This window comes from Streptococcus sp. HMSC076H09, assembly GCF_001811765.1.
GTDB lineage: Bacteria > Bacillota > Bacilli > Lactobacillales > Streptococcaceae > Streptococcus > Streptococcus agalactiae.
Genome location: NZ_KV806614.1, coordinates 210,125 through 222,040, shown reverse-complemented (window position 1 = coordinate 222,040; position 11,916 = coordinate 210,125). Strand labels below are relative to the sequence as shown.

10 protein-coding genes and 1 riboswitch are annotated in these 11,916 nt (G+C 35.4%); of the genes, 9 read left to right on the top strand and 1 reads right to left on the bottom strand.

The genetic code is table 11. From position 1 onward, the window contains the following. The first annotated feature begins 125 nt into the window (after window positions 1-125). The 5 genes from HMPREF2818_RS08105 (at window position 126) to HMPREF2818_RS08085 (ending at window position 5,122) form a co-directional block, all read left to right on the top strand. A complete protein-coding gene (locus HMPREF2818_RS08105; protein WP_001226236.1) occupies window positions 126-1,385 on the top strand; it encodes a UDP-N-acetylglucosamine 1-carboxyvinyltransferase in 1,260 nt (419 codons plus the stop codon). A gap of 101 nt (window positions 1,386-1,486) precedes the next feature. Next, window positions 1,487-2,041 (top strand): GNAT family N-acetyltransferase, encoded by a 555-nt coding sequence (locus HMPREF2818_RS08100; protein ID WP_000355951.1) that lies wholly within the window; start codon window positions 1,487-1,489, stop codon window positions 2,039-2,041. After that, the gene (gene spxR, locus HMPREF2818_RS08095) at window positions 2,034-3,317 is read left to right on the top strand and encodes a CBS-HotDog domain-containing transcription factor SpxR (RefSeq protein ID WP_000033796.1); all 1,284 of its coding nucleotides are present in this window, start codon (window positions 2,034-2,036) and stop codon (window positions 3,315-3,317) included. The genes HMPREF2818_RS08100 and spxR overlap by 8 nt, the downstream gene beginning before the upstream one ends. Window positions 3,318-3,339: 22 nt before the next feature. After that, a complete protein-coding gene (locus HMPREF2818_RS08090) occupies window positions 3,340-4,200 on the top strand; it encodes a methionyl aminopeptidase (RefSeq protein ID WP_000631567.1) in 861 nt (286 codons plus the stop codon). 1 nt (window position 4,201) lies between these two features. After that, window positions 4,202-5,122 carry a YihY/virulence factor BrkB family protein gene (locus HMPREF2818_RS08085; protein ID WP_000768440.1) on the top strand — a complete coding sequence of 307 codons (921 nt, stop codon included), beginning with the start codon at window positions 4,202-4,204 and terminating at the stop codon, window positions 5,120-5,122. Between the two features lie 16 nt (window positions 5,123-5,138). Here HMPREF2818_RS08085 and HMPREF2818_RS08080 read toward each other — a convergent pair whose 3' ends face one another. After that, window positions 5,139-5,594, bottom strand: a complete 456-nt coding sequence (locus HMPREF2818_RS08080; protein WP_000239854.1) for a GtrA family protein — start codon at window positions 5,592-5,594, stop codon at window positions 5,139-5,141. Window positions 5,595-5,664: 70 nt separating this feature from the next. Next, window positions 5,665-5,778, top strand: a riboswitch (PreQ1 riboswitch). Here HMPREF2818_RS08080 and HMPREF2818_RS08075 point away from each other — a divergent pair. From HMPREF2818_RS08075 to pulA, 4 genes are all read left to right on the top strand, one after another. Continuing rightward, on the top strand, window positions 5,776-6,285 hold the full coding sequence (locus tag HMPREF2818_RS08075; protein WP_001091613.1) for a QueT transporter family protein: 510 nt from the start codon (window positions 5,776-5,778) through the stop codon (window positions 6,283-6,285). Its footprint overlaps the riboswitch before it by 3 nt. A 139-nt stretch (window positions 6,286-6,424) precedes the next feature. Further along, window positions 6,425-8,383, top strand: coding sequence for an NAD-dependent DNA ligase LigA (gene ligA / locus HMPREF2818_RS08070; protein WP_001873803.1), 1,959 nt, complete (start codon window positions 6,425-6,427; stop codon window positions 8,381-8,383). 11 nt (window positions 8,384-8,394) lie between these two features. Continuing rightward, the gene (locus HMPREF2818_RS08065) at window positions 8,395-9,414 is read left to right on the top strand and encodes a diacylglycerol kinase family lipid kinase (protein WP_000744288.1); all 1,020 of its coding nucleotides are present in this window, start codon (window positions 8,395-8,397) and stop codon (window positions 9,412-9,414) included. Window positions 9,415-9,417: 3 nt separating this feature from the next. Next, window positions 9,418-11,718 carry a type I pullulanase gene (gene pulA / locus HMPREF2818_RS08060; protein WP_000370740.1) on the top strand — a complete coding sequence of 767 codons (2,301 nt, stop codon included), beginning with the start codon at window positions 9,418-9,420 and terminating at the stop codon, window positions 11,716-11,718. The last annotated feature ends 198 nt before the right edge of the window (window positions 11,719-11,916 follow it).

Below are 11,916 nucleotides of genomic sequence, written 5' to 3'. Positions count from 1 at the left end.
GCTATATCGTTAATTATAAGAATTTTTAAGATATTATATCATCACACAATACTGGTATTTGAAAAAGAATTTAAACTATGATAATATAGTAGAGTTGAATTCTAGTTAAAGAAAGATTTGAAAGTATGCGTAAAATTATTATTAACGGTGGCAAGCAACTGACGGGAGAAGTTGCTGTATCGGGTGCTAAAAATAGTGTAGTTGCCTTGATTCCTGCTACTATACTTGCTGATGATATTGTGGTCTTAGATGGAGTTCCAGCTATTTCTGATGTTGACAGTTTAGTTGACATTATGGAAACTATGGGAGCTAAGATTAAGCGTTATGGTGAGACGCTTGAAATTGATCCACGTGGCGTTAAAGATATTCCAATGCCTTATGGCAAAATCAATAGTCTTCGTGCATCCTATTATTTCTATGGAAGCTTATTGGGGCGTTATGGTCAAGCAACAGTAGGTTTACCTGGTGGTTGTGATTTAGGCCCCCGTCCGATTGATTTACATTTAAAAGCTTTTGAAGCGATGGGAGCTAGTGTTTCTTATGAAGGTGATTCAATGCGTCTAGCAACAAACGGAAAGCCTTTGCAAGGAGCAAATATTTATATGGATACTGTCAGTGTTGGTGCGACAATTAACACTATGATCGCAGCAGCTAAGGCAAATGGTCGTACGGTTATTGAAAATGCTGCGCGTGAACCAGAAATTATTGACGTGGCTACTCTTTTAAATAATATGGGAGCTCATATTCGTGGTGCTGGGACTGATGTTATTACAATTGAAGGTGTGAAATCGCTCCATGGCACGCGTCATCAAGTAATTCCAGATCGTATTGAAGCAGGAACTTATATTGCTATGGCAGCAGCTATCGGACGAGGAATAAAAGTGACCAATGTGTTATATGAACACCTTGAGAGTTTCATTGCTAAGTTAGATGAGATGGGAGTTCGAATGACAGTTGAAGAGGATTCAATTTTTGTCGAAGAACAAGAAAAGTTAAAAGCTGTATCCATAAAAACCTCACCTTACCCAGGATTTGCTACAGATTTACAACAACCTCTAACCCCTTTATTACTAACAGCAGAAGGAAACGGGAGTTTATTAGATACTATCTATGAGAAACGTGTTAATCATGTTCCCGAATTAGCACGTATGGGAGCTAATATTTCTACCCTAGGGGGCAAAATAGTTTATAGTGGTCCTAATCAATTATCTGGTGCACCTGTAAAAGCGACAGATTTGCGTGCAGGCGCAGCTTTAGTTATCGCTGGCTTAATGGCAGAGGGACGAACTGAAATTACGAACATCGAGTTTATTTTACGTGGATATTCTAATATCATCGAGAAACTAACATCATTGGGTGCGGATATCCAATTGGTTGAGGAATAGTATATATAACAAAGAGTTGAGAATATTTCTTAGCTCTTTTCTTCTTGTTTTAGATTAAGTCACTTATAGGTATTTGAAATCTCTTGTGGTATAATATTATCATGGATATATGGACAAATTTAGGACGGTTTGCATTCATTGAAACAGAACATGTTAACCTACGTCCTGTTGCCTACACTGATAGGGAAGCTTTTTGGCGAATAGCTTCAAAAAGGACAAATTTACAATTTATTTTTCCTGTTCAAACCAGTAAGAAGGAAAGTGATTTTCTTTTAGTTCATTCTTTTATGAAAGAGCCGTTGGGAGTTTGGGCGATTGAAGATAAAGTTAGTCATAAAATGTTTGGAGTTATCCGTTTTGAAAACATTGATTTATCTAAAAAGACAGCTGAAATTGGCTATTTTTTGAAAGAAAGTTCTTGGGGTCAAGGCATTATGACTGAATGTCTAAAGACACTTTCTTTTTTTGCTTTTCAAGAGTTTGGGATGGACAAATTGATCATAGTAACACATAAAGAGAATATTGCTAGTCAGAAGGTTGCTTTGAAGGCGCATTTCAAACAATCTAGGAGTTTTAAAGGAAGCGACCGTTATACACGCCGTATAAGAGACTATATTGAGTTTCAATTAACTAGGGGTGATTATCGTTATGAGTAAACATCAAGAAATTTTGGAGTACCTAGAAAATTTAGCTGTTGGTAAGAGGGTTAGTGTACGCAGTATTTCAAATCATTTAAAGGTGAGTGATGGCACTGCATACCGCGCTATAAAAGAGGCAGAAAATAGGGGGATTGTTGAGACTAGACCGCGTAGTGGGACAGTACGTGTTGCTCAAAAAGCAAAGGTTAATATTGAAAAACTGACTTATGCTGAAATTGCAAGGATTAGTGACTCACAAGTTGTTGCAGGAACAGAGGGACTCAGCAAGGAGTTTAGTAAATTTTCTATAGGTGCAATGACTCACAGAAATATTGAAAAATATTTGGTGCAAGGAGGGTTATTGATTGTTGGCGACCGTGATGAAATACAACATTTAGCCTTACAACATCAAAACGCTATCTTAGTTACAGGTGGCTTTAATGTTTCCCCATCTGTTTGTCGTTTAGCAGATAAACTTCAAATTCCCGTAATGGTAACACACTATGATACATTCACAGTATCAACGATGATTAATCACACTTTGTCAAATGCCAAAATTCGTACTGATTTAAAGACCGTTGAACAAGTCTATCAGTCGCAAATGGATTACGGTTTCTTAGCGCAGGATGATACCGTAAAAGAATTTAATCTTCTTGTTAAACAAACTAAAAATGTTCGTTTTCCAATAGTCAACCAAGCTAATGTTGTCGTTGGTGTTGTTAGTGTTCAAGATATTCTTGGAAAAGATAAAGAAGTAAAATTGGCAACAGTCATGTCAAAAAATATCATTGTTGCTAAACCTCGAATGAGTCTAGCTAATATCAGTCAAAAAATGATTTTTGAAGATTTGAATATGATGCCAGTAGTATCGGATGACTTTGAATTATTAGGCGTTATTACAAGACGACAAGCTGTAGAAAATTTATCGATGTCGCAAGGGACAGATTTATACACCTATAGTGATCAAATCTTGTCTAATTTACAAATTGAAGATGGTCACTTTTCGTTTTTAGTAGAACCCGCTATGATTGACCATACAGGTAGCTTAACACAAGGAGTTTTGACGGAGTTCTTAAAAGAAATTTGTATTCGTGTCTTAACTCGTAAGCATCAACGCAGTATTGTTGTTAAACAAATGACACTTTATTTCTTGCAACCTGTTCAAATTGATGAAATAATAATGGTAACGCCAACAATTATTTCAGAAAAACGGCGCGAAGCTACACTCGATTTAGAATTAAAATTAGAAAATAAAATTATTGCTAAAGCTATGATAGCGGTAAAAATTAATTAGATATAAGGAGAATAAATAGAAAATGATTACATTAAAGTCAGCACGCGAAATTGAAGCAATGGATAGAGCAGGTGATTTTTTAGCCAGCATCCACATAGGACTTCGTGATATTATCAAACCAGGAGTTGATATGTGGGAAGTTGAAGAATACGTTCGTAGACGTTGTAAAGAAGAAAACGTATTGCCATTGCAAATCGGGGTTGATGGTGCAGTTATGGATTACCCATATGCTACTTGTTGTGGGCTTAATGATGAAGTGGCTCATGCCTTTCCTCGTCATTATACCCTAAAACAAGGTGACCTTTTAAAAGTAGATATGGTTTTAAGCGAACCTTTAGATAAATCAATTGTTGATGTTTCATCGTTAAACTTTGACAACGTAGCTCAAATGAAAAAGTACACGGAAACATATAGTGGTGGTTTGGCAGACTCGTGTTGGGCTTATGCTGTAGGTGAAGTTTCACAAGAGGTGAAAGACTTAATGTCTGTGACAAGAGAAGCAATGTATATTGGGATTGAAAAAGCAGTTATCGGAAACCGTATTGGTGATATTGGAGCTGCTATTCAGGATTATGCAGAGAGTCGTGGTTATGGAGTTGTTCGTGATTTGGTTGGTCACGGTGTTGGTCCAACGATGCATGAAGAGCCTATGGTGCCTAACTATGGTACAGCAGGTCGAGGTCTCCGTCTTCGTGAGGGGATGGTTTTAACCATCGAACCAATGATTAATACTGGTACTTGGGAAATTGATACAGACATGAAAACTGGTTGGGCACATAAAACCTTAGATGGTGGTCTTTCTTGTCAATATGAACATCAATTTGTTATCACTAAAGATGGTCCTGTTATTTTAACGAGTCAAGGAGAAGAAAGAACTTACTAAAATGAAATTAAAAAAATTCTTTGAGGATTTGCTGGCTAAACTAGAATATAGACCCATTCAAGTTTTTATGCGTCATTTTCAAAGTGCAGAGATGGACTTATCAGCCATAGCAGTTGCTTATTATCTATTAGTGACAGCTTTTCCATTACTAGTTATTGCTGCTAATATTTTTCCTTATTTTCATATTAATGTGTCGGATTTATTGTCACTTATGCAAAAAAATCTTCCGAAAAATATTTATGAACCTGCCTCACGCTTAGCAGTAGATGCTTTTTCGAAACCGTCTACCGGCATTTTGGGATTCGCTTCATTAACAGCTTTTTGGACAATGTCTAAAAGTTTGACCTCTCTTCAAAAAGCCATTAATAAAGCATACGGTGTTGACCAACACAGAGACTTTGTGATTAGTCGTTTAGTGGGTGTGGGGACTGGGCTGATCATCCTATTTTTACTGACTTTTGTTTTAATTTTTTCAACTTTTTCAAAACCAGTTTTACAGATAATTGTAAACATGTATGATTTGGGAGATACTCTAACGGCGTGGCTTTTAAATCTTGCACAACCAGTTACATTTTTGACTATATTTTTAGGTATTGGAATTTTATACTTTATTTTACCTAACGCACGAATTAGAAAAGTACGTTATGTCATTCCAGGGACATTATTTTCAACGTTTGTTATTGGTTTTTTTAGTAATTTAATTAGCCAATACGTCTTAAATAGGGTTGAGAAAATGGTAGATATTAAAACGTTTGGTTCGGTCGTTATCTTTATCTTAATGCTATGGTTTATTTTCTTAGCCCACATTATGATTTTAGGTGCAATACTGAATGCCAGCGTTCAAGAAATTGCGACAGGAAAAATTGAATCAAGGCGTGGAGATATTATGTCTCTTATCCAAAAATCCAAAGAAGAAAAATAAGAAAAGACAGCTCTTGTTAGAGTTGCCTTTTTTTGTCTTTAAAAATAACAAATTTGCTCAAGATGTAGTTGAGTAAAATAATTAATATTTGAGATACAAGGCTTTCAATGGTGTTGATTTTATTTAAATTGTGCTGAACGAATTGTCCGATAATAGAAGGAAATTGATCAACAAAAATAACAGCTAATATCAAATCTAATCCTAATGTGCCTAATCTAGCGATGACAAATGTTTGTAAGCGTTGAAACTGTCCAATTTTAGTTTGTTTAAAAACAAATCGATCATTTGTAAAAAAAGCAAAAAGTATAGCTATTATGTTAGCAACTATTGCAGAGAATGGAGCGTTCTGCGAGAAATTAAAAATCCCTTGTCGAATAACTAAATAAAGAAGGGATGTTAATAGTCCGAACAGTAAATATAAGCTGACTTCATTTTGAATACTTTTTTTCAGTAACGATTTTAATTTAACCATATTTTTATTATATCACGAATGCTTCAAAGTAATGAGGAAATCTCCCATAAGCTTGGCTTTACTTTTTGTTTGTGATATACTTAGTAAGTTGTTTTACACAACCCTTGATGCTTAGTTCCCTTTCATCAAGCATATTACAAACGTTAGAAGTGTTAACTATCTAAACGTTAAAGGAGAAATTATGAACACATTTACAACTCGCGATTACGCTCACATGGCTATTGTAACAGCTATCTATATCGTTTTAACCATAACGCCACCTTTTAATGCTATTGCTTATGGTGCTTATCAATTCCGTGTTTCAGAAATGCTAAATTTCTTGGCCTTTTATCACCGAAAATACCTTTTTGCGGTAACGTTAGGATGTATGATTTCTAATCTTTATAGTTTTGGAATGATTGATGTCTTTGTAGGTGGTGGTTCAACCTTACTTTTTGTTTATCTTGGAACCATTTTATTCAAGCAATATCAAAAAGATTATCTATTTAATGGTCTTATTAACAAAGCATTCTTTTTCTTTTCTTTCTTCTTTGCTGCTTCAATGATTACGGTAGCAGTTGAATTGAAAATTGTAGCAGGATTACCTTTATTATTAACATGGTTAACGACAGCTGTTGGTGAATTGGCTTCACTTTTGGTTGGAGCAGTCCTTGTGGATAAGTTGAGTAGACACGTCGATTTTACAAAATAAATATATTATAAAGCGCGAGACATTGATCTCGGCTTTTTTGTTTGGGTTTATAGTTAGCATAGCTAGAAAATGCTGCAACTTTTATGAGAAATGCTCCAATTTTTACTAATATCCTTAGTCTTTGTGATAAAATAGAAATATGGAAAATCGTATGAATGAATTAGTATCTTTGTTGAATCAGTACGCAAAAGAGTATTATACACAAGATAATCCCACAGTTTCTGACAGTCAATATGACCAGTTATATCGAGAATTAGTAGAATTAGAAGAGCAACATCCAGAAAACATTTTGCCAAATAGTCCCACACATCGAGTGGGTGGTTTAGTTTTAGAAGGCTTTGAAAAATACCAACATGAATATCCTTTGTATTCATTGCAGGATGCTTTCTCAAAAGAAGAATTGATAGCCTTTGATAAACGTGTTAAAGCAGAGTTTCCAACTGCTTCTTATATGGCAGAGCTGAAAATTGATGGTCTATCTGTCTCGTTGACTTATGTAAATGGTATTTTACAGGTTGGGGCAACACGTGGTGATGGCAATATTGGAGAAAATATTACTGAAAATTTAAAGCGTGTTCATGATATTCCTCTACATTTAGACCAAAGTTTAGATATTACTGTTCGCGGAGAGTGCTACCTTCCCAAAGAATCTTTTGAAGCTATTAACATAGAAAAACGTGCAAATGGTGAGCAGGAATTTGCTAATCCTAGGAATGCAGCAGCAGGAACCTTGCGCCAATTAAACACAGGGATTGTTGCGAAACGTAAATTAGCAACTTTTCTTTATCAAGAAGCTAGCCCTACGCAAAAAGAAACACAAGATGATGTTTTAAAAGAGCTAGAAAGCTATGGCTTTTCAGTCAATCATCATCGTTTAATTAGCTCTTCTATGGAGAAAATTTGGGATTTTATCCAAACTATAGAAAAAGATAGAATTTCCCTCCCTTATGATATCGATGGTATTGTTATTAAGGTTAATAGCTTAGCAATGCAAGAAGAGTTGGGCTTCACTGTAAAGGCACCTCGTTGGGCGATTGCATATAAATTCCCTGCTGAAGAAAAGGAAGCAGAAATATTATCTGTTGATTGGACAGTTGGGCGAACAGGAGTTGTAACACCAACAGCTAACCTAACTCCAGTTCAACTAGCAGGGACAACCGTTAGTAGGGCCACTCTGCATAATGTAGATTATATTGCCGAAAAAGATATCCGTATTGGAGATACTGTTGTTGTATACAAAGCAGGGGATATCATCCCTGCAGTCTTAAATGTCGTTATGAGTAAGCGAAACCAGCAAGAAGTCATGCTTATTCCTAAACTATGTCCTTCTTGTGGTAGTGAATTAGTTCATTTTGAAGATGAGGTGGCTTTACGTTGTATTAATCCGCTGTGCCCCAACCAAATCAAAGAACGTTTAGCTCATTTTGCTAGCCGGGATGCTATGAATATTACAGGTTTTGGTCCATCCTTAGTCGAAAAATTATTTGATGCTCATTTAATAGCAGATGTTGCAGATATTTATCGTTTAAGTATAGAGGATTTATTAACTTTAGATGGTATTAAAGAGAAATCTGCAACTAAGATTTATCATGCAATCCAATCTTCAAAAGAAAATTCTGCTGAAAAACTTCTTTTTGGCCTAGGTATTCGTCATGTGGGAAGCAAGGCGAGCCGCCTTTTATTGGAGGAATTTGGTAATTTGAGGCAACTAAGTCAAGCAAGTCAAGAAAGTATTGCCTCAATTGATGGACTAGGAGGTGTTATTGCCAAATCACTTCATACGTTCTTTGAAAAAGAAGAGGTAGATAAACTACTAGAGGAATTAACTTCCTATAACGTTAATTTTAATTATCTAGGAAAACGAGTTAGTACAGATGCACAACTTTCAGGTTTAACAGTCGTTTTAACCGGAAAACTTGAAAAGATGACTCGTAATGAAGCAAAAGAGAAATTACAAAACCTTGGTGCTAAGGTGACAGGTAGCGTTTCTAAAAAGACTGATTTAATTGTTGCAGGAAGCGATGCAGGAAGTAAACTAACCAAGGCTCAAGATTTAGGGATTACAATACAAGATGAAGACTGGTTACTCAACCTTTAAGTGAGGAAGAAATGAAGAAACAAAAAAAAGCGCGTTTAATTTATAACCCAACTTCTGGTCAAGAAATTATGAAAAAAAATGTAGCGGAAGTTCTTGATATACTTGAAGGATTTGGGTATGAAACATCAGCCTTTCAAACAACGCCAACTAAAAATTCTGCCAGAGATGAAGCTGCTAGAGCTGCTCAAGCTGGTTTTGATTTAATTGTTGCAGCAGGTGGAGATGGTACTATTAATGAAGTTGTTAATGGTATTGCTCCTTTGAAACGTCGTCCTAAGATGGCAATTATTCCAACTGGAACAACTAATGATTTTGCTCGTGCCTTAAAAATACCGCGAGGTAATCCTATTGAAGCAACTAAATTAATTGGTAAAAATCAAATCGTTAAGATGGACATTGGTCAAGCTCAAGAGGACAATTATTTTATTAATATTGCAGCTGCAGGTAGTTTGACAGAGTTAACTTATAGTGTACCAAGTCAATTGAAAACAACGTTTGGCTATCTTGCTTATCTAGCAAAGGGTGTTGAATTATTACCTCGAGTTCGAAAAGTACCAGTCAAAATTACTCACGATAAGGGTGAATTTATCGGTGATGCTTCAATGATTTTTGTTGCCATCACAAATTCTGTAGGAGGGTTTGAACAAATTGCACCTGATGCCAAATTGGATGATGGGAAATTTACCCTTATTTTAGTAAAAACTGCAAATCTTATTGAGATTATGCATCTCATTCGTTTGGTGCTAGCAGGTGGAAAACATATTAATGATAAACGAGTAGAGTATATTAAAACGTCTTATCTAACTATCGAACCCCTATCAGACGAGCGTATGATGATTAACTTAGATGGAGAATATGGAGGAGATGCTCCCATTACTCTAGCAAACCTTAAAAATCATATTAGGTTCTTTGCTAATACTGATGAAATTTCGGATGATGCTTTAGTTTTAGATAAAGATGAATTAGCGATAGAAGCTATTGCACAGAAGTTTGCTAATGAGGTAGATGATTTAGAAGGATTAGGAGATTGATGAATGGATAATACTGTCATTGTACATTACCATAGCCGAAAGAAAAATTACTTTAATTTAAGTTTATGGCAGTGGCGCGATGGCTCAGAGGGTCAAGATGCTCATTTTTCACGGTTTGACAGTTTCGGTGCTGTTGCGATACTAAAATATCCCTTGCCATATTTTTTAAGCCATTATTATGTGATTGTTAAGGATAAAAATTGGCATCATAAAACAATAGATTATCGCATTGATTGTACTAAAGGTGGTGCACGTAAAGAAGTTTGGATTGTAGATGGGGATGACAATCTGTATTATTCTCGTCAAGCAGCAGTTAGTAGCCATCATTATAGTAGACGCCAACCTCATGCCTACGATATGGCAATCAATAGTAGAGCGTTTGATAAAAAATGGGGATTTGATGGTTGGTTAGGTTTTGAATATTCAGAAACTAAAACGGCTTTTAGATTGTGGGCCCCTACTGCGGAACGTGTAGAACTGATTTTATATCATTCGACAGATGAAACAGCAAGTGTATCAAAAGTTCTTTCTATGAAAAGAGGGACAGCCGTCAATTATAAAAATCATAAAGAAAACACCCATGGCGTCTGGTTTACTGAACTTGAAGGAAACTATAATTACCAAGCATATACTTATCGAGTCTACTATAGACGACGTACCTTTAAAATTACGAGAGACCCTTATTCCATTGCAACGACTGCAAATGGTAAAAGGTCTATTGTTATTGCTCCAGAAGCATTAACTCCGGAAGGGTTTAAAATAAGTCATGGAAAAGAAGCTAAGTGGCGGCTCGAAAACCCCAATCAAGCAGTCATTTACGAAATGCATGTGCGTGATTTTTCGATATCTGAGACTTCAGGAGTTAAGACAGATTATCAAGGAAAATTTAAGGGATTGCATCAAAAAGATACAGTTAATCAGCATGGTGATAAAACGACCTTTGATTATGTGCAAGACTTAGGAGTTAACTATATCCAACTTCAACCAATTTTCGATCATCATCAGACATTTGATGATGATGGTCACTATGCTTATAATTGGGGATATGATCCTGAAAACTACAATGTTCCAGAAGCAAGCTTCTCTAGTAATCCACATGAACCTGCAACGCGTATTTTAGAATTAAAATCTGCTATCCAAGCGTACCATGATGCAGGCATTGGTGTTATTATGGATGTTGTCTATAATCATACTTTTTCATCAACTGATTCTGCATTTCAACTAACGGTTCCAGATTATTATTATCGAATGAATCACAATGGAACATTTCAAAATGGGTCAGGCTGTGGTAATGAAACAGCTAGTGAAAAAGAAATGTGTCGTAAGTATATTCTTGATTCAGTTTTGTATTGGGTGAAAGAATATAATATCGATGGTTTTCGATTTGATTTGATGGGACTACATGATGTAGAAACGATGAACATTATAAGAAATGAGCTAAATAAAATCGACCCTCGTATTTTGGTTTATGGAGAAGGATGGGACATGGGAGCTGGTCTCACGCCTCAAAATAAAGCTAAAAAAGATAATGCTTATCAGATGCCTGGAATTGGCTTTTTCAATGATGATGTAAGAGACGCTGTCAAAGGTGCGGAAATTTACGGAGAATTTAAAAAAGGCTTAGTTTCTGGAAACAGTACAGAAGATATTGTTGCAAAAGGCATTTTAGGAAGTGATGAGTTAGTATCATACATTGATCCTAGTCAAGTTTTAAATTATGTTGAAGCACATGACAACTACAACTTAAATGATTTGCTATGGGAATTACATCCTAATGACAACGAGAAACAACATATTTACCGAGTTGAAGTAGCTAGTGCTATGAATCTATTGATGCAAGGGATGGCTTTCATGCAATTAGGTCAGGAGTTTCTTCGAACAAAGTGTTATCCTACAGGTGATAAAGGTCAACTTACTCAAGCAGATAAAGAAAGGGCTATGAATTCTTACAATGCCCCAGACCAAGTTAATCAGGTCAACTGGGATAATGTTACCTTTCATAAGAGTACTATTAATTTTATTAGGAAAATAATTACTTTGAAGACAAACTCTCCTTACTTTTCTTACTCTAGCTTTGAAGAGATTCGCAAACATGTTTTTGTAGAGTCTGCTCAATACCATTCAGGTTTCATAAGTTTTACAGTTGAAGAACATAAGAAAATAAAAATAATTTTCAATATTAAAGGAAAACGCTTGCAGAATCCTTTCATAGGTGATATAATAATATCAAATCATGAAGAAGGAAAAGCGATAGATTCATTAGATGATGAGCTTTCTGTAATGATCTTTGATATCACAAAATAACCTGAAAACATTCAGGTTATTTTTGTGTATATTAAGGAATTTGATTTGAATTTGAGTTTCTTATATTTTAGTTAATTTTTCGGAAATATAGAGGGTGAAATATTTTCAGATGCGTCTGTATGAGGAAAATGCATTCCTCTTTTTTTGTACCATTGAGGAAATATTTTTGTCTTATATTGACTAGTAGGACCTGTGAGG

What these genes read in the sequence shown, in the direction of transcription:
- HMPREF2818_RS08105 (WP_001226236.1), top strand. Translation starts at nt 126, where the DNA reads ATGCGTAAAATTATTATTAACGGTGGCAAGCAACTGACGGGAGAAGTT.
- HMPREF2818_RS08100 (WP_000355951.1), top strand. Translation starts at nt 1,487, where the DNA reads ATGGATATATGGACAAATTTAGGACGGTTTGCATTCATTGAAACAGAA.
- spxR (WP_000033796.1), top strand. Translation starts at nt 2,034, where the DNA reads ATGAGTAAACATCAAGAAATTTTGGAGTACCTAGAAAATTTAGCTGTT.
- HMPREF2818_RS08090 (WP_000631567.1), top strand. Translation starts at nt 3,340, where the DNA reads ATGATTACATTAAAGTCAGCACGCGAAATTGAAGCAATGGATAGAGCA.
- HMPREF2818_RS08085 (WP_000768440.1), top strand. Translation starts at nt 4,202, where the DNA reads ATGAAATTAAAAAAATTCTTTGAGGATTTGCTGGCTAAACTAGAATAT.
- HMPREF2818_RS08080 (WP_000239854.1), bottom strand. Translation starts at nt 5,594, where the DNA reads ATGGTTAAATTAAAATCGTTACTGAAAAAAAGTATTCAAAATGAAGTC.
- HMPREF2818_RS08075 (WP_001091613.1), top strand. Translation starts at nt 5,776, where the DNA reads ATGAACACATTTACAACTCGCGATTACGCTCACATGGCTATTGTAACA.
- ligA (WP_001873803.1), top strand. Translation starts at nt 6,425, where the DNA reads ATGGAAAATCGTATGAATGAATTAGTATCTTTGTTGAATCAGTACGCA.
- HMPREF2818_RS08065 (WP_000744288.1), top strand. Translation starts at nt 8,395, where the DNA reads ATGAAGAAACAAAAAAAAGCGCGTTTAATTTATAACCCAACTTCTGGT.
- pulA (WP_000370740.1), top strand. Translation starts at nt 9,418, where the DNA reads ATGGATAATACTGTCATTGTACATTACCATAGCCGAAAGAAAAATTAC.